This is a genomic window from Massilia violaceinigra, assembly GCF_002752675.1.
GTDB lineage: Bacteria > Pseudomonadota > Gammaproteobacteria > Burkholderiales > Burkholderiaceae_D > Telluria_A > Telluria_A violaceinigra.
In genome coordinates this window covers 7,208,508-7,228,314 of sequence record NZ_CP024608.1, presented here as the reverse complement: position 1 = coordinate 7,228,314, position 19,807 = coordinate 7,208,508, and the positions used below count along the sequence as shown (strand labels likewise).

General features: G+C 63.9%; 17 protein-coding genes. 10 read left to right on the top strand and 7 right to left on the bottom strand.

What is annotated here, in order from left to right:
* Positions 1 to 67: 67 nt before the first annotated feature.
* Positions 68 to 3,682 carry a sensor domain-containing protein gene (locus CR152_RS31215; RefSeq protein WP_099881522.1) on the top strand — a complete coding sequence of 1,205 codons (3,615 nt, stop codon included), beginning with the start codon at positions 68 to 70 and terminating at the stop codon, positions 3,680 to 3,682.
* Positions 3,683 to 3,989: 307 nt separating this feature from the next.
* Here CR152_RS31215 and xth read toward each other — a convergent pair whose 3' ends face one another.
* Positions 3,990 to 4,760, bottom strand: a complete 771-nt coding sequence (xth, locus tag CR152_RS31210; RefSeq protein ID WP_099881520.1) for an exodeoxyribonuclease III — start codon at positions 4,758 to 4,760, stop codon at positions 3,990 to 3,992.
* Positions 4,761 to 5,234: 474 nt separating this feature from the next.
* Between xth and CR152_RS31205 the strand changes: the two genes are divergently transcribed.
* The 4 genes from CR152_RS31205 (at position 5,235) to CR152_RS31190 (ending at position 6,883) form a co-directional block, all read left to right on the top strand.
* Positions 5,235 to 5,612, top strand: coding sequence for a phiTE_015 family protein (locus tag CR152_RS31205; RefSeq protein ID WP_099881518.1), 378 nt, complete (start codon positions 5,235 to 5,237; stop codon positions 5,610 to 5,612).
* Positions 5,612 to 5,800 (top strand): DUF1653 domain-containing protein, encoded by a 189-nt coding sequence (locus tag CR152_RS31200; protein ID WP_099881516.1) that lies wholly within the window; start codon positions 5,612 to 5,614, stop codon positions 5,798 to 5,800. The genes CR152_RS31205 and CR152_RS31200 overlap by 1 nt, the downstream gene beginning before the upstream one ends.
* A gap of 76 nt (positions 5,801 to 5,876) precedes the next feature.
* A complete protein-coding gene (locus CR152_RS31195; RefSeq protein ID WP_370663870.1) occupies positions 5,877 to 6,344 on the top strand; it encodes a CreA family protein in 468 nt (155 codons plus the stop codon).
* 86 nt (positions 6,345 to 6,430) lie between these two features.
* On the top strand, positions 6,431 to 6,883 hold the full coding sequence (locus CR152_RS31190) for a hypothetical protein (RefSeq protein WP_099881512.1): 453 nt from the start codon (positions 6,431 to 6,433) through the stop codon (positions 6,881 to 6,883).
* A gap of 66 nt (positions 6,884 to 6,949) precedes the next feature.
* On the opposite strand, the gene CR152_RS31185 is transcribed toward CR152_RS31190, so the two are convergent.
* A complete protein-coding gene (locus CR152_RS31185; protein WP_099881510.1) occupies positions 6,950 to 8,443 on the bottom strand; it encodes a leucyl aminopeptidase in 1,494 nt (497 codons plus the stop codon).
* Positions 8,444 to 8,502: 59 nt separating this feature from the next.
* On the opposite strand from CR152_RS31185, the gene lptF reads away from it, so the two are divergent.
* The 3 genes from lptF to CR152_RS31170 are packed head-to-tail and all read left to right on the top strand — an operon-like array spanning position 8,503 to position 11,203.
* Positions 8,503 to 9,645: an LPS export ABC transporter permease LptF gene (lptF, locus tag CR152_RS31180; protein WP_099881508.1), complete on the top strand. Its 1,143-nt coding sequence runs from the start codon at positions 8,503 to 8,505 to the stop codon at positions 9,643 to 9,645.
* Complete coding sequence (gene lptG, locus CR152_RS31175) at positions 9,642 to 10,838, top strand: LPS export ABC transporter permease LptG (protein ID WP_099881507.1); 1,197 nt, start codon at positions 9,642 to 9,644, stop codon at positions 10,836 to 10,838. The genes lptF and lptG overlap by 4 nt, the downstream gene beginning before the upstream one ends.
* Entirely contained in the window at positions 10,838 to 11,203 is a 366-nt protein-coding gene (locus CR152_RS31170) for a sirohydrochlorin chelatase (RefSeq protein ID WP_099881505.1), read from the top strand. The genes lptG and CR152_RS31170 overlap by 1 nt, the downstream gene beginning before the upstream one ends.
* A gap of 21 nt (positions 11,204 to 11,224) precedes the next feature.
* On the opposite strand, the gene CR152_RS31165 is transcribed toward CR152_RS31170, so the two are convergent.
* The 5 genes from CR152_RS31165 to CR152_RS31145 all read right to left on the bottom strand — a co-directional run bounded on the left by CR152_RS31165 (position 11,225) and on the right by CR152_RS31145 (position 15,229).
* The gene (locus tag CR152_RS31165; RefSeq protein ID WP_229413729.1) at positions 11,225 to 12,244 is read right to left on the bottom strand and encodes a LacI family DNA-binding transcriptional regulator; all 1,020 of its coding nucleotides are present in this window, start codon (positions 12,242 to 12,244) and stop codon (positions 11,225 to 11,227) included.
* Between the two features lie 398 nt (positions 12,245 to 12,642).
* Positions 12,643 to 12,960, bottom strand: a complete 318-nt coding sequence (locus CR152_RS31160; protein ID WP_099881503.1) for a hypothetical protein — start codon at positions 12,958 to 12,960, stop codon at positions 12,643 to 12,645.
* Between the two features lie 68 nt (positions 12,961 to 13,028).
* Positions 13,029 to 13,205: a hemin uptake protein HemP gene (gene hemP, locus CR152_RS31155; RefSeq protein WP_099881501.1), complete on the bottom strand. Its 177-nt coding sequence runs from the start codon at positions 13,203 to 13,205 to the stop codon at positions 13,029 to 13,031.
* 33 nt (positions 13,206 to 13,238) lie between these two features.
* Positions 13,239 to 14,306, bottom strand: coding sequence for an AraC family transcriptional regulator (locus tag CR152_RS31150; RefSeq protein WP_099881499.1), 1,068 nt, complete (start codon positions 14,304 to 14,306; stop codon positions 13,239 to 13,241).
* The gene (locus tag CR152_RS31145; protein WP_099881497.1) at positions 14,303 to 15,229 is read right to left on the bottom strand and encodes a GGDEF domain-containing protein; all 927 of its coding nucleotides are present in this window, start codon (positions 15,227 to 15,229) and stop codon (positions 14,303 to 14,305) included. Before CR152_RS31145 ends, CR152_RS31150 begins: the two co-directional genes overlap by 4 nt.
* A gap of 283 nt (positions 15,230 to 15,512) precedes the next feature.
* Here CR152_RS31145 and CR152_RS31140 point away from each other — a divergent pair, with 283 nt between their 5' ends.
* Together CR152_RS31140 and CR152_RS31135 are read left to right on the top strand one after the other, a co-directional pair.
* Positions 15,513 to 18,089, top strand: a complete 2,577-nt coding sequence (locus CR152_RS31140) for a TonB-dependent receptor (RefSeq protein ID WP_099881495.1) — start codon at positions 15,513 to 15,515, stop codon at positions 18,087 to 18,089.
* Positions 18,090 to 18,096: 7 nt separating this feature from the next.
* Positions 18,097 to 19,668: a phytase gene (locus CR152_RS31135; RefSeq protein ID WP_229413726.1), complete on the top strand. Its 1,572-nt coding sequence runs from the start codon at positions 18,097 to 18,099 to the stop codon at positions 19,666 to 19,668.
* Positions 19,669 to 19,807: the final 139 nt, after the last annotated feature.

Below are 19,807 nucleotides of genomic sequence, written 5' to 3'. Positions count from 1 at the left end.
TTGTGGTTTATGATCGGCTGTCCGCTGCCCGCCACGGAGGCGCCGGAACTACGCCGTAGTGGGGGACATGGATCGCGTATTCACCAAACCTGATTTCGTCGCTGAAGCGCTTGAGCTGATCGCGTCGCCCGCCTGTGCATGCGACGCGCACGGCATCGTCCATGCCTGCAACGCGGCCTTGTGCGGCCTGCTCGGCATCAATCCTTCGGGCCAGTCCCTGGTCGGTCTTTTTTCTCCTGCCATGCGCGAGGAAGCGGCGCTGCGCATGCGCGGCGACGCCGACCAGCTGTGGGAGAGCGCGCTGCACGCCGGCGGCAACGACATCGCCGTCCAGGTGCTGGCCAAGCCGCTGCCGGCCGGCGGCGCCACCTTTGTGTTCACCGATATCCGCCGCTTCGACCGCGACCAGGCCGCCCTGCGCACCACGCTGCTCGAACAGAAGGCGATTTTCGACAACGCCGCCGTCGGCATCATCCTCAGTAAAAACCGCGTGATCTGCGAATGCAATATCCGCGCCGCCGAGATTTTCGGCTACACCGCCGATGACCTGATCGGCGCAGCCACCATCACCGTTTTCCCCAGCCCGCGCAGCTACGAGCAAATGAGCAGCGAGGCTGGTCCCCGGCTCGCCGCAGGGGGTTCGTACGCCGGCGAAGTGCGCCTGCGCCGCAAGGATGGCGTGCTGCTCTGGTGCCGCCTGTACGGACGCGCGGTCGATACGCGCGACGAGTCGCACGGCACCATCTGGATTGTCGAAGACATCGACGAGCTGCACCAGAACGAAACGCGCCTGCGCCGCGCGCTGCTCGAAATGCAGGCGATCATGGACAACGCCCCGCTGGGCATCGCCTTCCAGCGCGACAACCGCATCCTGCGCTACAACCGCCAGTTCGGCCGCTACTTCGGCTTTGCCGGCGAGACGGGACTCGGCCACGGCGCCGCCGAACTGTTTGCCTCCAACGCCGGCTACGAGGCGATGCGGCAGGAGGCGCAGCCGCTGCTGCGCGCCGGCCGCCCCTACCAGTCCGACATCGACATGCTGCGCCAGGATGGCAGCACCTTCTGGGCGCATGCCTACATCTACGCCATCAACGCCGGGCGCGGCAAGCAGGACACCATCTGGATCGTGGACGACCGCAGTGCGCAAAAAGCGGCCGAGGAAGCGACCCGCCAGGTGCTGCTGGAACAGAAGGCGATTCTCGACAACGCCTCGGTCGGCATCCTGTTCAGCCGCAATGGCATCATGTTGTCCTGTAACCCGCGCATGGCCGACATGTTCGGCTATTCGCGCGACGAGATGACGGGCAGGCCGGCGGTGGACGTGTTCCCGTCGCCGGAAGCATACCAGCAGTTCGGGTACGAAGCCGGGCCGCTGCTCGGCAAGGGACTGCCGTTCGAGAAGGCCGAATACCAGTTCCGCCAGCGCGACGGCACCCTGTTCTGGTGCCGCGTGCGCGCGCAGACGGTGGACGCCGAGCGGCGCGAGGAAGGCACCATCTGGATTCTCGAAGACGTGACCGAAGCGCGCCAGACCCTGGTCGAGGTGCAGGCGATCATGACCAATGCCTCGGTCAGCATCCTGTTCACCAAGAACCGCATTATCACGCGCTACAACCGGGGCTTTGGCGACATGTTCGGCTATGCCGGCAACGAAGGCTTAGGCCTGCCGGGCCGCGCGCTGTACCCCAGCGACGAGGCCTACGCCGCCATCGGCGCGGCGGCAGGACCGCTGCTCTCGGTCGGCAAACCGTTCCATACCGAAGTCGAGATGGCGCGCAAGGATGGCAGCATCCTGTGGGCGCAGCTGATCGCCTACGTCGTCAATCCGTCCGAACCGGGGCAGGGCACGATCTGGATCATCGAAGACCGCACCGACGCCAAGCGCGCCGAGGAATCGCTGCGCAATGCGCTTCTGGAAAACCAGGCCATCCTCGACAGCGCGGTGCTCGGCATCGCGGTGATCGAACATGGCATGAACCTGCGCTGCAACGCCAAGATGGAAGAACTGTTCGGCTACGCGCCGGGCGAAGTGGCGGGAATGTCGGTGCGTGCGCTGTACCCCGACCGCGAAAGCTGGGACCTGGCGCGTGGCGAGACCGCGCGCGACTTCCGCGAGGGGCGGGTCCACATGGCCGAGTACCGGCTGGTGCGCAAGGATGGCAGCACGTTCTGGGCGCGCCTGTCGGGGCGTCCGTTCGACCTGGCGCATGCGACCGGCCGCTCGGTGTGGCTGGTCGACGACGTGACCGCGCGGCGCGAGGCCGGCGAAGCGGTGCGGCGCGCGCGCGACGAACTGGAAGTACGGGTGCTGGAGCGCACCGCCGAACTGGCGGGCGCCAATGCGCTGCTGCAGGGCGAGATCGTCGAACGGCGCCAGGCCGAAGCGCGGGTCAACCACATGGCCTATCACGACAGCCTGACCGGCCTGCCCAACCGCGCCTTGCTGTCGGACCGGCTGGACCATGCGATGCTTGGGGTGAAGCGCTCCGGCAGCAAGCTGGCCGTCATGTTCATCGACCTTGACCGCTTCAAGACCATCAACGATTCGCTGGGCCACCTGATGGGCGACCGCCTGCTCAAGGAAGTCGCCGGGCGCCTGTGCAATGCGGTGCGCGGCAGCGACACCGTGGCGCGCCTGGGCGGCGACGAATTCGTGGTGCTGGTGCCGGGCATCGACGGACCGGCCGAAAGCACCCAGGTGGCCGAGAAGATCATCGCCGTGCTGGCGCAGTCGTTTCCGGTCGACGGACGCCTGCTGCACATCACGCCATCGATCGGCATCTGCATGTATCCCGACGATGGGGGCGACGTCGCGACCCTGATGCGGCATGCCGATGCGGCCATGTATCACGCCAAGGCCAACGGCCGCAACAACTACCAGTACTTCACCGAGCGCATGAACCTCGCGGCGGCGCAGCACTTCGAGCTCGAAAGCGCGCTGCGCGGCGCGCTGGCGCAGGAAGAATTCGAGCTGTATTACCAGCCGATCATCGACATCGGCACGCGCCGGGTGCACACCATGGAAGTGCTGCTGCGCTGGCGCCGTCCGGGGCACGGGCTGGTGCTGCCGGATCATTTCATCCCCATCATCGAAGAAAATGGCTTGATCGTGCCGATTGGCGAATGGGTGATGCGGCGCGCGTGCGAGCAAAGCATGGCGTGGCAGCGGCAGGGGATGACGGCGGTGCCGCTGGCGGTCAATTTGTCGCCGCGCCAGTTCATGCACCGGGGGCTGATCGAATCGATCCGGCGCGTGCTTGACGAAACCGGGATCGACCCGGCGCTGATCGAATTCGAAATCACCGAAACGGCGCTGATGCAGCATGGCGAGCATACGCTGGACATTCTGGGGCAGATCAACGGCATGGGCATCCGCTTGTCGATCGACGATTTCGGCACGGGCTATTCGAGCCTGGCGTACCTGAAGCGCTTCCCGGTCAAGAAGATCAAGATCGACCGTGCCTTCATCAAGGACCTGGAAGAGAGCACCGAAGACCGCGCGATCGTGGCGGCCATCATGGCGCTGTCGAACAGCCTGCAGCTGTCGGTGGTGGCGGAGGGTGTCGAAACCGAAGCCCAGTACTCCCTGCTGAGCGGCCACGGCTGCCAGTACGCCCAGGGCTACCTGTTCGCCCAACCCACAGCCGCCGCCCAGGCCAGCAGCCACCTCTCCAGTAACTAGTCCTACAGCGCGGATCAGACGTCGGAGTCAAAATATCCTGTTTAGTCCTACAACCGGGGTCTGACCTCTGATTCGAAATATTTTCGTTTGATCAAGAAGACGCACGTTCGGCGAGCAATATTTTCGGCATTTGCCACCTGGGCCATCGCTGCTCGCGGGGGAGGGGACTGCCAATACCCGCTGCTTTTGGATGTTTGCAACACAAAAGTTTCGAGTCAGAGCTCTGACCTCGGTTGTGTCGTAACAGAAAAGTTTCGAGTCAGAGGTCTGACCCCGGTTGTAGGAGTTGGTTGCGTGACCCTATCGGTCAGTCGAGGGTGGCGATGACGGGGGCGTGGTCGGAGGGCTGTTCCCATTTGCGTGGAATGCGGTCGATCGCGCACGCCGTGCAGCGCTTGGCCAGGGCATCGGAGAGCAAAATGTGGTCGATCCGCAGGCCTTTGTTTTTCTGATAACCGAGCTGCCGGTAATCCCACCAGCTGAACGATTTCTCGGCTTGCTCGAACAGGCGGAACGCGTCGGTGAGTCCCAGTTCGACCAGCGCCGTCAGCGCCGCCCGCTCCTTGTCGGAACATAGCACCTGGCCAGCCCAGGCCACCGGATCGTGCACGTCGCGGTCTTCCGGCGCGATGTTGTAGTCGCCCAGAATGGCCAGGCCGCTATCGGCGTGCGCCCGCATTTCATCGGCCAGCCACTCGCGCAGCGACGCCAGCCATGCCAACTTGTACGCATACTTGTCGGTGTCCACCGCCTGGCCATTCGGCACATACGCGCAAATGAAACGAATCCCACCGATGGTTGCTGCAAGGATTCTCTGCTGCTCATCGGGAAACATGGGATTGTTTCTGATGACATCGGTTAATGGCAGCTTCGACAAGATTGCGACACCGTTATAGGTTTTCTGTCCGCTGAAGGCAACTTCGTACCCGGCCGCATTAATTTCAGAAATCGGGAACTTATCGTCCGTTAGTTTTGTCTCTTGTAGGCAAAGTACGTCGACGGGATTGGCTTCAAGCCATTGCAGTAAGTGAGCAAGTCGTACTTTGAGGGAATTAACATTCCAGGTTGCTATTTTCATGGAGGGTCTCGGACGGCCATTGAGGCTAAAAACAGGCAGTATCGCGTTAAATGTGCCGTTCATGCAAGAACATGCTCTCAGCTAGCGAAATGGCCGTTTCATGCAGTGAGCATACGCTTGTGTTATCAACACTTTTATCGAAAAAATACCGTGAAGATGTTAAACTTTGTTGTCCCCGAGATTTAACCGCTCGCAAGATGTAATTAGATGTAACAACAGGAAGACAAAACAACGATTTTGGACTATTGTTACTCATGGGGAATAAAAAATTGCATTCTTATAACGCACGGAGTAATATGTAGTTTATCGGGTCGGTGGTGGTGAGAACCAACGGTCCGAATCCGTAGCGTGAAGAGTTACACGCCCTTAATGTTTGTAGCAGTTTCATGACACAAACGGCAAGGTGGTACTAGTTAAAACAATTCTGTTTTGATTAGTGGAGAAATGCGAAGACAGCATTTGTAAAGGATTAAAATGCGAAGTGCATTTGAAGCATGGGCGCAGCGCGATGGTCATATCGTTCGACGCCGCGAAGATAAGCCCGATGAATATCTCGTGTTTGAAACACAACGTCGCTGGGTAATCTGGCAAGCGGCGCTGGCGCACGGCAAAACAGCCGCGGCGACAGCGAAATATTCGGCGCAAAAGGCCGCCTCGAAAGAGTCGGCTGATCCGGTACGCGCAAGCGCACCGGCGTCGGATGAAACCGCAGTGCGTAACCGGGTTCTCAATGAAGTCCTTGACGCTTTCAGTGACCTCGACGATACCGCTGGTATCGAAGGTGTCCTCAAGGTCATCCAGGGCTTGAAGAAGAAGCAGAAAGCTCTGGCCGAAGACAAGACCGAGAGTTGATGCAATACCGGCACTACAAGGGTGGCCTGTACGACTTAGTGTGCGTGGCCACTCTTGAATCGGATCTCTCGGAGATGATCGTGTATCGCGCAGCGGACGGTTCAATATGGACGCGGCCGAAAGACGTGTTCTTTCAACTGGTCGATGTCGACGGCAGTCTGGTGCCGCGCTTTGCGCCGGTTGCCTAGCCTTGCCTGCCCATTGTGGCGTATCCATCTCCAGCACTTATCTCCAGCACCTACCTCCAGGAATAAAACTATGCGAATGACCCGACTCGCACTGAGTCTCGCGCTGTCCGCTGTCGCCGCCGGCGCCGCTGCGGAAACCGTGGGCTCGGTCGATACCGCTTTCAAGCTGATTGGCCCCGACCACAAGGTCGTGGTCGAAGTATTCGACGACCCGGCTGTCGGCGGCGTAAGCTGCTACCTGTCGCGCGCCAAGACCGGCGGCATCAAGGGCGCCGTGGGCCTGGCCGAAGACAAGGCCGAATCGTCGGTGGCCTGCCGCCAGGTCGGCGCCATCACCTTCAACGGCAAGATTCCCCGCCAGGATGAAGTCTTCAGCGAGCGCGCCTCGATCTTCTTCAAGCACGTGCGCGTGGTGCGCATGGTCGACACCAAGCGCAATGCGCTGGTCTACCTCGTGTATTCGGACCGCCTGATCGACGGCAGCCCGAAAAACAGCGTCACCGCCGTGCCGGTGCCGGTCAACCAGCCGATTCCGCTCAAGTAGCATTCATCGGGTAGTATTCAATCTGGTATTCAGGAACCCTGGGCAGCTGCCGTAAACAGGTTGAAGAACTATTTTGGATGGAGACGATGGCGACTTTTTTTCGGACAGGCGCGCTGGCGCTGCTGGCCGCCCTGGGCGGCTGCGCGACGATCAGCGAATCGAACCAGCAGACACTGATGGTGCGCACCATCGCCGACAACCGCGAAATCGGCGGCGCCGGCTGCGTGCTGACCAACGATAAGGGCCGCTGGTTCGTCACTTCGCCCGGCCACGTGACCGTGCAAAAAAGCGCGGGCAACCTGTTCGTCGACTGTAAAAAGGATGGCGTGAGCGCCGGCCAGGATGTGGTTGCGTCCAGGGCCAATGCCAGCGCCACCGTGGGCAATGCGGTGCTGACCGCGGGCCTCGGTTATCTGCTCGACAAACGCACCGGCGCCGGTTTCGATTATCCCGAGACGCTGACGGTGCTGATGCGCCGCATCGGGGCGCCCGACTATCGGAATGCCCCGCCGGAGACGGCCGGCACCGCGCTGCACTAGCGCGCGACCAAAAAAAAGCGGCCCGCGAGGCCGCTTTTTTATGCTCGATGTTCCGCTTGCAGGCGCTTAAACCCGATTGATCAGGAAGGTCGACAGCAGCGGCACGGGGCGGCCGGTGGCGCCTTTTGCGCCGCCCGATTTCCATGCGGTGCCGGCGATGTCCAGATGCGCCCAGGTGTACTTGCGCGTGAAGTTCTCCAGGAAGCAGGCCGCCGTCACGCTGCCGCCGCCCGGCGTGCCGATGTTGGCCAGGTCCGCGAAGTTGGACTTGAGCTGCTCGTTGTAGACTTCTTCGATCGGCATGCGCCACGCGGTGTCGCTCGCTGCCTTGCCGGCGGCGAGCAGTTCGCCCGCGAGCTTCTCGTGCGCGTCGTCGGTGCGGGTGAACAGGCCCGTGTTGTGATGGCCCAGTGCCACCACGCAGGCGCCGGTCAGGGTGGCGATGTCGATCACCGCGGCCGGGTTGAAACGCTCGCAGTAGGTCAACGCGTCGCACAGGACCAAACGGCCTTCGGCGTCGGTATTGAGCACTTCGATGGTCAGGCCGTTCATCGACGTGACGATATCGCCCGGCTTGGTGGCGCGGCCCGACGGCATGTTCTCGCACGCGGCGATCACGCCGATGACGTTGAGTTTCAGGCCCATTTCGCCGATCGCGCGGAAGGTGCCCAGCACCGACGCGGCGCCGCACATGTCGTACTTCATTTCATCCATGCCGGGACCGGCCTTGATCGAAATGCCGCCGGTGTCGAAGGTGATGCCCTTGCCGACCAATACCACCGGCGCATCCTTGGACTTGCCGCCCATGTGCTTGAGGACGATGAACTTCGGTGCTTCTTCGCTGCCGTTGGTAACCGACAGGAAGCTGCCCATCTTGAGCGCCTGGAGCTGTTTGCGGTCCAGCACTTCGACGTCGAACTTGTAGTCCTTGGCCAGCTTGCGCGCCGTGTCGGCCAGGTAGGCCGGGGTGCAGACGTTGGCCGACAGGTTGCCCAGTTCCTTGGTCAGGTCCATGCCGTTGGCAATCGCAATCGCCTGCGCCAGCGCCGTCTTGACGTCGCCGGTGGCGTCGGCGGCCAGGGTGATCTTGCGCACGCCGGTGGGGACAGGGTCCTTCTTGCTCTTCTGGCCGTCGGTGCGGAAAACGCTCTCGTGGGCGGCGCAGACGATGGTGCGCACGGCCCAGCTAACGTCGCGCTCTTTCACATCTGTCATGGGTAGTGCGATAATGGCGTCCGCGGCGCCGAGCGAGGCAAAGGCCTTGAGCGTCGCGTTCACTGCGGAAGTGAAGCTTTTTTCGCTGACCGTCTCGTCGTTGCCCAGTCCGACCAGCAGTATGCGCGCCGCGCCGGTGCCGGAAATGCCGCGCAACAGCAGGGTCGAACCGGCCTTGCCGGTAATGTCGCCGGACTTGAGCGCAGCCGTGATTTCACCACTCTGGTCGAGGGCTTTTGCGGCCTGCGACAGTTTTTTGTTTTCGAATACCGCAACCGCGACGCATCCGGTTTTGGCCGACGTGATGGTGTTCTTTGTGTCGAATGCTTTTATGCTAAAGTCCATTTGAATCTCCGTTTCGTGTTTGTGACGCGCACTGCCTAACCTGTGATTATAACTTTCGAATGATCTTTCAACGCGCCCTGCAACGTGAATTAGCCAGTTCGGCCGGGACGACTTTCACGGTGCTGTTTTCCATCGTCGCCACGTGGACCCTGATCTCCATCCTCGGCAAGGCCGCAGGCGGAAAGGTGGGGTCGAGCGACGTGCTGGCATTGATCGCCTTCGCAACGCTGAATTATCTGCCAACTATCCTGACTCTCACCAGCTTTATTTCGGTGCTGGCGGTGGTCACGCGCAGCTACCGCGATTCCGAGATGGTGGTCTGGTTCGCATCGGGCCTGTCGCTCACGCGCTGGATTCGCCCCATCCTCACTTTCGGTATTCCGATGATGCTCCTGACCGGCGCCCTGAGCCTGTTCGTGACGCCTTGGGCCAAGATGAAAAGCACCGAATTCGTCCAGCGTTTCGAGAAGCGCGAAGACCTGAAAAAGGTCTCGCCCGGCCAGTTCAAGGAATCCTCGTCGAGCAACCGCGTGTTTTTCGTCGAAGCCGTTACCGGCGAATCGACCGTGGTGCAAAATGTGTTCGTCAATACCATCGAGAAGAACGTCAATTCCGTCATCGTCGCCAAGGAAGGCGTGATCGAGTCCGACGGCAAGGGCGGCCAGTTCCTGGTGCTTAAGAACGGCCGGCGCTACCAGGGCGTGCCGGGCCAGGCCGACTTTCAATCGATGGAGTTCGGCCGCTACAGCATGCGCGTGGCCGCCAAGAGTTCGTCGATGAATGGCGATATCTCGTCCGATGCCATGTCCACCAGCGAGCTGCTGGCCACGCCCAACCGCTTTACCCAGTCCGAACTCCTGTACCGCATCGCCGCGCCGATCACCTGCCTGCTCCTGATCCTCTTGGCCATTCCGCTCGGTTTCGTCAACCCGCGCGCCGGCAGCGCGGCCAACCTGATCATCGCGCTGCTGATCTTCTTCACCTACATTAACCTGACCAAGCTGGCCGAGGCCAATGTCCGCCAGGGCAAGTCCGATTTCAACATGGCCTGGTGGCCGCTGCATCTGTTCGTGGCGATCCTCACCGTCGGCATGTTCGCATGGCGCCTGAACGTCAACCATCGCTATCACCCGCTGGTGTTGTGGGCTGCGCTCAAGCGCGGCCGGGTGGAGCCATCCGCGTCGACGGGAGCCGCAAAATGAAAGTGCTTCAACGTTATTTCGCGGTCTCGATCGCGCAGGCCGTCGCCTTTGTGCTGGTCGCCTTCCTGGCGCTGAGCGCCTTCATGGACCTGACCGGCGAACTGCCGTCGGTGGGCAAGGAAGGCTACGCGATCCAGCACGCCTTTTTGTATGTGCTGCTGCGCGTGCCGTTCCACGTGTACGAGGTGATGCCGGTGGCGACCCTGATCGGCACCATCTACACGATGGCGCAGTTCGCGTCGACTTCCGAGTTCACCATCATGCGCGCGTCGAGCATGTCGACCCAGATGGCGGCATGGATGCTGTTCAAGATCGGCTTCGTGTTCGTCATCATCACCTTCGTGTTCGGCGAGCTGATTGCGCCGCGCACCGCGCCGCTGGCGGAAAAGCTGAAACTGAGCGCGCGCGGCGCCACCGTGTCGCAGGAGTTCCGTTCCGGGATGTGGACCAAGGATATCGTTCGCACCGAAGGCACCAGGGGTACCGTGACCGGCTCGCGCTTTTTCAACGTGCGCCAGTTCCGCACCGACGGCCAGATGCTCGATGTGCGGCTGTACGAGTTCGACACCAATTTCCGCATGCGCTCCCTGATCACCGCGGCGCGCGCCGTCTTCACCGGCAACAGCACCTGGCGCCTGGAAGACGTGACCGAAACGCGCTTCACCAACACGCGCGAACTGCCGCCGCCGGGCGGCGCGGCGGCTAACACCACTGCGGCCGGCGCCAGCGCGCCAGGCACCTTCGGCCAGGAGACCAGCATGGTCGCCACGCGCAAGCTTCCCAGCATGGAGCTGGTGTCCGAGATCACGCCGAAGATCATTTCGGTATCGGCCTCGGACCCGGTGCGCATGTCGGCCACCGAACTGGCCATCTACACGCGCCACCTGTCCGAAAACAAGCAGGAGACCGAGCGCTTCAAGATCGCCTTCTGGAAAAAGCTGTTCGGTCCGTTGGCCATTTTCGTGCTGATGGCGCTGGCGCTGCCGTTCGCCTACCTGCACACCCGCAGCGGCGGCGTGAGCCTCAAGATTTTCGTCGGCATCATGATCGGGGTCGGCTTCATTCTGGTCAATAACCTGTTCGCCCACGTCGGCCTGCTCAGTGCCATGCCGGCCATCCTGGTGGCGATCGCCCCGAGTTTACTGTTCCTGCTATTGGCCCTTGCGGCGCTATGGTGGGTGGAGAGACACTGATGACCCGCGCACTGATCCTGTTTGCCCATGGCGCCCGCGCCGCCACCTGGGCCGCGCCCTTCGAGAGACTGCGCGAACTGACCCAGGCGCGCGTGCCTGGCGTGCCGGTGTCTTTGGCCTTCCTCGAATTGATGGAGCCGCGCCTGCCCGAGCGCGTGGCCGAACTGGCCGCGCAGGGTGTCACCGCGGTGACGGTGGTGCCGGTATTTTTGGGACAGGGCGGGCATTTGCTGCGCGACCTGCCGCTGATCGTCGAGCAGTTGCGGCTCGACCATCCGGGCATGGCCATCAGCGTATCCGGTGCGGTCGGGGAAGACCCGAGCGTGCTGGCCGCGATGACCGATTTCTGCGTGGCGCAGCTGTAATCGGCGCGGTTTAATCCAGCGTCAGCGTACCCGGCGCGTGGTTTCGCGCACCACCAGTTCGAGCGGCGGAATCTGCGCCACCACCGGTTCGCCGTTGATCAGTGCCAGCAGGGCATTGGTCGCGATGCGGCCCATGTCGTACAGGGGCTGGCGGATCGTGGTCAGCGGCGGCGTGGTGTACGACGACCCCGGCAAATCATCGAAGCCGACCAGCGAAATATCTTCCGGCACCCGGATGCCTTTGCGGTACAGGCACAATCTCACCCCATATGCGCTCAGGTCATTGGCCGCAAACACCGCCGTGAACTGCTGGTTGGTCTCGAACAGATGGTTCACCGCCAGCAGGCCGCCGGATTCGTGGAAGTCGCCGCCCACCACCAGCTTGTCGTCGTACGCGATATCGGATTCGGCGAGCGCGCGCTTGTAGCCGATCAGGCGCTCGTCGGCATCGCGGTGGTGCGGCGGCCCGGTGACGAAGGCGATGCGCCGGTGTCCCAGTTCGACCAGGTGGCGCACCGCCATGAAGGCACCGTTTTCATTATCGAGCTTGAAACCGAGCGCGCTTTTCGTGCGCAGTTCGCGCCCGGTGGAGACGATCGGGCGGTGGTTCGCAAACTGCAAGATGGTGTCGTCGCCCAGGTGGCCCGACAGCAGGATGATGCCATCGACCTTGCGCGCCAGCAGAAGGCGGATGCGTTCCGTTTCTTCCACCGCGTTCCAGTGGCCGCTCACGATCACCGACGCGTAGCCCGTACCCTTCAAGCCATCGTCGACACCGCGCAGCGTCTCGTCGAAGAACGGGCTCGAAATATCCTGCACCACGATCCCGATGGTCATCGAGCGCCCCTTCTTGAGGCCTTGTGCCATCTGGTTCGGGGCGAAGTGCATCTTTTCGATCGCCGCCATGACGGCGGTGCGCTTGTCGTCGGAGACCTTGGCGGTGCCGTTCAGGATGCGCGATACGGTGCTCGGCGAGACGCCGGCGTGACGTGCAACGTCGATCAGGGTGGAGGGCGGGGCAGCGTTGTCGTGGTCGGTCAAGGGTAGGTCCTGGTAGGGGGCGGAACGGCTGTCATCGCGAGATTACCATAAGTGGAACGACCCACGAAATAAACAGCCGGCCAGAGTGTACACAGGTTACGAGGCTTTGAAAACGTTTTCATGCGCACTGGCTGGACTGGCGCCGGTGGCGCGCGCGGCGCCACGGAATATTCGCACCGCGCCCGCCGGATCCGCCGGGCCACCCGCACCGATTATCGCCGTTACTGCGCCGTTACCGCGCCGTATTCGGCAAGGCGTCCGCGTCGCCGTCAGCGGCGCGGCTGGCGCCACGCGGGGTGGCTGCCGTTATCTTCAACAGCCGGGTGGGCGATTGCGCGCCGCGCTAACGTATTGGCCCGCCCGCCCGGCCGGCAGGCCGCCGTGACCGCCGCCAGGCATTACTGGCGCGTGCCGCCCACGAAGCGCTTGAACAAGGTCGGGCGCGACGGGCGCGGGAGCGCCTGGTCGACCACGGCGGCCCACTGTTCCGACAATTGCTGGCACGTGGCGCGCAGCACCGGATTGAGATCGGAATGGCTGGCCAGCGCCTTGAGATGGCGCTCGATCACGGACGCCAGCTTCAGGCAGGGCCCGGCCTGCGCCGCGTTGGCGCTGTAGTGGGACATCAGGTGCAGCGCGGCAGACACCAGCAGCTCGGGCTGGGGCGGCGCGCTGGCCGATGCGGTAAATGCGGGACCTGCCATGTCGATAGCCATGCGATGCTCCTGTCAGAAGGGGATGGCTGGCTCGCGCGTGCAACGCTGGCTGGCTGGGGGTTGGTCGTTCAGGCGGTCAGGATCAGCTTGTTGAGCCGGGTGACCCGCAATTCGTAGATTTTGCCGTCGTGTTCGATCTGGATCGACTTGCCCTGGCGCAGCAGTTCCTGGCTGTTGACGCGCAGCGGAAGCGCAGGTGCGACAGGCGCCGGGATCGCGCGCACGGGTTGTTGGGTGGTATTCATCGCTGCCTTTCAGTGAATGAGAACAATTCTCATTTAGATTATGGCCGATGTGTCTCCCGATTGCAAGCGGTAAGCGTCGAGGCTTTGGCGCAACAGCATGGGCGTCATGCCGGTCCAGCGCTTGAAGGAGCGGCGGAAGTTGTTGGCGTCGTGAAAACCGAGGTGGCGCGCGACGGCATCGTTGTCGTGCCGTCCGCCATGGAACAGATGCAGGGCGACGTGGGCGCGCACCTGGTCGAGTTCGGCCTGGAAGTGGCTGCCGTGGCGCGCCAGGTGGCGTTTCAGGGTGGCCGGGCTGACCCCGAACTGGATCGCGCACTGTTCCAGCGTGGGCGCGCTGCGGATGTGCTCCAGCAGATAATCGTACAGGGCGCACAACAGGCTGCGCTGGCCCGTCTGGCCGCTGTCGGCGTTGGCCGCGTCGACAGTGCGCCGCGCCACTGCCGCCGCCATCGCATTGGCGCGCGGCCACGGGCGGTCGAGCCAGGCGGCGTCGATCAGCATGGCGTCGAGATGACAGTGAAAGCGCAGCTGTTCGCCCAGGTGCACCTCGTGCTGCTCGGTGTAGCGCGGCGGCGTGCGGTTGAAGCAGTAGCGCCACGGCAGGCGCTCGCCGCTCAGCCAGCGGCACATCGCGGACATGGCCGTCATGTGCATCTCCACCAGGAAGCCGCGCTGCTGGCCGGCGCCGAAACTGTCGGTCCAGTACAGCACCCCAAGTCCGCCTTCCTCGCGAAAGCGCGGCGACAGCAAGGGGCACAGCTGCATCTGGAAGCGCACCAGCAGCGCTATCGCCTCGCGCAGGCTGTGCGCATGCATCAGCGCGTGGCTCAGGGCCCCGAAGTGCCCGGGCAGCATCTGCTGGCCGAGCATGAAGCTCGTCTCCGGGCTTTTCAGGCCGGCGGCGACGTTGGCCAGCAATTGCAGGTACTCGGTGGGACTGACGGCCTGCTGCGCGTCGGGTGCCTGCACATCGTCCATGCCGGTGCCGGCCAGGATCGTGCGCGGCGCCAGGTCGCGGCTGCGCGCGTAGTCGAGCACCAGCGCGGGCTGGTGCTGCGCCACGATGCAGGCGTCGCCCGCTTGCAGGAAGCGGCTCACGCGGGCGCGGCGAAGCTGCTGGCATCCTCCGCGGCGGGAGCCGGCTGCGGCATGCGCCGTTCCAGCGCGCGGTTGATTTCCTTGAGCAGCTGGCGCGGCTCGATGTCGACATGGCGCACCGCGTAGCGCACCGTCACCTGCAGCGCCTCGCCGCCGCTGTGGGTGTGATGGCGCAGCGTCGCCACGGCACGGCGCAGCTGCTCGGCCAGCGCACGCGCGGTGTCGGCATCGGTCCCCGGCAGCAGGATCGCGAAGCGGTCGCCCGCATAGCGGCACAGCAGGTCGGAGCGGCGCAGGTTCAGCAACAGGGTGTGGGTGACGGCTTGCAGCAGGCGGTCGCCTTCGCGCTGGCCGTGGCCGCGGTTAATCAGGTGGAAGCTGTCGATATCGACCATCAGCAGGCAGCAATCCGGGCCGGTGCCGCGTTCGTGCTCGATGCGAAGCTGGGCGCGCAAATAGTCGGCGTCGCCCACCTGGGTGAGGGTGTCGAACGAGCGGTGATCGCGGAACAGGCGCTCGCGCTTGTGCAGGTGCTCGTTGAGCATGAACTGTTCGCGGCGCCAGTCGAGCAGGCCGCAGGTGAGGGCGGCCATGCCGGCCAGCGTCAGGCCGCTCTCGATCACATGGTTCCACAGCTGGCCTTTGGGCATGCTGAAAAACTCGTCGAGGCAATCGGCGCTGGCGCCCAGCATCAGGCCGGCCAGGCCAGCGGCCAGCAGCGCGGTCACGCGGCCGGGCGGGCGGCTGCTCAGGACCAGCACGAACCACACGCCGGCCATGAGGGCGATGCTCGCCTCGCTGGCGATATCGATCCACTTCCAGTCGGCGGGCGGCTTGGGCACCCCGGCGAACGCAAACAGGAAGCAGCAGGCGACAAGGGCCAACAGGGCCAGGACGAGCGGAGTGCGGTGTGAGTGGAGCATGGGCGAAAGGCAGAAGCCTTGCATGAGGGTGATACGTGCCGATACTAGCCTGCACGCGTGACAGGACGATGACAGGCGGGGGTGCAAACAGCGCAGCGGCGCCAGTCGGATCGGCTCATCGTCCGCACCGCGCTGGGCGGCGGCCCGCAAACCCCCGGGTCATTTCAGCTCATTTGCTGCCGTAAAAGCCCGTATCGCCCGTGGTGGCGGGGGCCGTGTCACGAGATGGACATATTCGGTCTCTAGACTTCGCCCTGTTTTTCACCCATCCCACGGCGATCCTATGAACAGCGACAAACAACAACAGCGTCAGCGCGCAGCAGCGGGCGGCATTCCGCGCCTGTCCCTCATTGCGTTCGGCATCCTGCAACTGTGCGGCGGCATTGCGCACGGCGCCGACAACGCCGCCGGCAGCAGCGAGGCAAACGCGATCCCGCTTGATACCGTCGTCATCGCCGGCCAGCGTTCGAGCATGAAGCGCGCGCTGGCGGCCCAGCAGAAGGCCGACAATATCGTCAGCATCGTCAGCAGCGACGATATCGGCGGCCTGCCCGACAAGAACGCCGCCGAGGCGCTGGCCCGCCTGCCCGGCGTGGCGGTGCAGCGCGACCAGGGCGAAGGCCGCTACATCGTGGTGCGCGGCATGGGACCCGATTACAACGCCGTCACCATCAACGGCGCTTCGGTGCCGTCGCCGGAAGCCGGTCGCCGCGCGGTCGCACTCGACGTACTGCCGGCCGGCCTGATTCGTTCGCTGGAGGTGAGCAAAACCTTGATGCCCGACCAGGATGCCAATTCGCTGGGCGGCTCGGTCGACGTCAAGTCGCTGTCGGCCTTCGATTTGCCCGGCACGGCACTGTCGTTCCACGCTGGCGCCAGCCGCGATCAGAATACCGGCAAGACCAGCCCGAACGCCGGCGCCTTGTGGGCCGACCGCTTCCTGGGCGGTAAACTCGGTGTCGCCGCAGGCATCAGCGGCGAGCGCCGCAAGTTCGGTTCCGATAACGTGGAAACCGGCGGCGCCTGGAGCAAGGGCAAGCTGTCCGGCCTCGAACTGCGCGATTACCTGCCCGAGCGCGAACGCAATGCGCTGGCGCTGAACCTCGATTACCGTCCGCAGGCCGGCCAGTCGCTGTATCTGCACACGTTTCTCAGCCGCTTTTCGGACGAGGAAGTGCGCGACCGCCTGTCGCTCAGTAACATCGCCGGCGGGGCGGCATCGCCCGACACGGCGTTCACCGCGCGCGCCGAACGCCGCCTGCGCCAGCGCAAATACACGCAGCAGATCGGCTCCGCAGTCGTCGGCGGCGAACTGCGCGCCGGCGACTGGAAACTGGCCGCGTCCGGTGGCGCCAGCCGCGCCACCGAGGACACGCCGGAGAGTATCAACGATGGGCGCTTTCGCGCCAGCGCCAACGTGGCCGGGCTGCGCTTTGCCGGCACCGATGTGCCGCGCCTGACGGGGCCCGCCAGCCTGGTCGACCCGGCAAGCTACAACCTGCAGGGCATCACCTTGCAGGCGCGCGACAGCAAGGACGCCGAGCGCCACGTCAAGCTGGACCTGAGCCGCCGCCTGGCGCTGGGCGACACTGCCGCCGATATCAAGGGCGGCGTCAAGGCCAGCCGCCGCACCAAGGAGAACGATACCGAGCAGTGGGCCTATACCAGCAACAAGGCGAGTAGCGGCAATTACTGGGGCGCGGGCAGCGTGTCGATGAGCGGTTTCACACAGGGTGCGCTGGACTACCCGTTCGCCAATCTCGGGCCGGGCCTCGATCCGGCGCTGATCCGCGCGCGCGTGGCGGGATTGGACCGTGCCGGCGCCCGGCTGGTATCGGAATCGAGCCTGAACGACTTTTCGATGGATGAAGACATCGACAGCGCCTACGTGCAGGCCGGCGCCGACATCGGCAACTGGCGCCTGCTGGCCGGCGTGCGCCACGAGCGCACCAGCTTTGCGGCGCGCGGCCAACAGGTATCGGGCACGGGCCCGCAGGCCGTCTCGCGCACCCACGACTATTCGAACTGGCTGCCCAACCTGCAGGCACGTTTCGATATCGATAAGGACACCAGCGTGCGCGCCGCCTGGACCAACGCGGTCGTACGCGCCAATTTCAGCCAGCTGGCGCCCGGCATCAGCCTGGCCAGCAATACGGAAGCGGTGATCGGCAATCCGGACCTCAAACCTCTGAAGGCGGCGAACGTCGACCTTGGCATCGAGCGCATGCTGGGCGCCGATGGCGCGCTGTCGGCCTACGTGTACTCGAAGGACATCAAGAATTTCACCTACACCACCGATCTTGCCGGCAGCGGGGCATGGGCCGGCTACACCACCGCCACCAGCTACGCCAACGGCAAGAAGGCGCGCGTGAACGGCATCGAACTGTCGTATTCGCAGTCGCTGCGCATGCTGCCGGCGCCGTGGAACGGCATTCTGGTCGGCGCCAATGCCAGTTTTAACGATGCCAAGGCCACCATCGGCCGCTTCGACAAGGCCAGCGGCGGCCAGCTGACGCGCGAGATCCGCCTGCCGGGGCAGTCGAAACAGATCGTCAATCTGATGCTCGGTTACGAAAACGGGCCCGTGAGCACGCGCCTGGCGCTCAATCACAAGTCGGCCTATCTGCTCGAAGTCGGCGGCGACCTGCTCGATGCGTCGCAGGACCGCTATGTCGACGCCCAGCGCCAGGTGGATTTTTCGCTCGGCTACCAGATCAGCAAGCGTGTGCAGCTGGTCTTCGAGGGCATCAACCTGAATAATGAAACCTATTATGTGTACCAGGGCACCAAGCCGTACAACGTGCAGTACGAGCAGTACGGCCGCACCTTTAAACTGAGTCTGAAAGCGAACTTCTTCTGATATGACCATGCAAAAACACATTACCTGCGCAGCCGCTGTGCTGTGCATCGTCGCCAGCACGGCGGCGCAGTCCGCGGAGCGCATTGCGCTCGATGGCGGTGGCTGGCTCTCGCTCGACAAGCACGCCTTGCTGCTGACCGACGCCGCCGGCAAGGAACTGGCCCGCCTGCCGATGCGCGCCAAACAGCTCGACGTACGCAGCGCCAGCGGCAGCGGGCTCGCCGTGGTGCTCGATGCCGACACCCAGCACGCGTTGCCGATCCGCGTCGATATCAAACGCGGCGAACTGACGCGTCTTGCTCCCCTGCCGCAGCAGCCTTTCGGGGTCGAAGGACTGTGCCTGTTCCGCGACCAGCAGGGGCTCGACTTCCTGTTCGTCGCCGCCAAGGATGGTCAGGCCGAGCAGTGGCTGATGCACGGCGCCGCGCCGCAGCTGGTGCGCAAACTGAGCATGCCGCTCGACGCCGGCCAGTGCACGGTCGACGACGCGCGCCACACGCTGTATGCGAACGAGGAGGGCATCGGTACCTGGGCGTATGAAGCCAACAGCGAGGCGGCGCCGGCGCGCCGGCTGCTCAAGGCCGGTGCGCGCCTGCCGGCGGGGCCCGCGGCTTCTCCGGCGGTGGTGGTCGAACCGCGCGCGCAGACGATGCCAGTGGCACGCCTGGGCGACGTGGCGGACGATCCGGCGATCTGGGTGCATCCGCAGGATGCGACGCGCTCGCGCGTGCTGGGCACGAACAAGAAGCAGGGCTTGATGGTGTACGACCTGCAGGGCAAGCAGCAGCAGTTCCTCGATGTGGGCCGCCTGAACAACGTCGACCTGCGCCAGGGTGTGAACATGGATGGCAAGGCGGTCGACCTGGCAGTGGCCAGCCAGCGCGACGACAACAGCGTGGTGCTGTTCGGTTTCGACGCCGACGGCAAGGTGGCCGAATTGACGCGCTTCGCGACCGGTTTTCCCGAGGTGTACGGCATCTGCCTGTTCCAGCCGCGCAGTGGTGGGCTGGACGTGATCGTCAACGACAAGGGTGGGGCGTTCCGCCAGTTCCGCATTGCGAGGAATGGCGGCGCGTGGAGCAGCAAGCTGGCGCGCGAGTTCAAGGTGGACAGCCAGCCGGAAGGCTGCGTTGCCGACGACCGCAACGAGCGCCTGTTCATCGGCGAGGAAAAGCGTGGCGTGTGGACCCTGGCGGCGCGTGCCGACCAGCCGGTCGCGCGCAAGATGGTGCTCGCTGTCGGGCGTGACCTGCACGCGGATGTGGAAGGCATGGCGATCTACGAAGGCGCTAGGGGCGCGTATCTGATCGTGTCGAGCCAGGGCGACAGCAGTTATGTGGTGCTCGACGCGGCAGTGCCGTACAAGGTGCGCGGGCGCTTCAAGGTGGGCTTCAATCTGGCCGAGGGAATCGATGGCACGTCGGACACCGATGGACTGGATGTGACGTCGAAGAACCTGGGTGGTCCTTATGCGCAGGGCATGCTGGTGATTCAGGATGGGTACAAACGCATGCCGGATGGGCCGCAGAACTTCAAGTACGTCAGTTGGGAGGATGTAGCGAGGGCGTTGAAACTCTAGATGCCGACATCCTTAAGACCGTCGTTCCCGCGCCGGCGGGAACCCAAGTTCGTCGAGTCGTCTGCGGCATTACAAACTTGGGTTCCCGCCGAGTGCCGCCTTGGCGCGGGAACGACGAGGCAGTGGTCGACAAATCTAC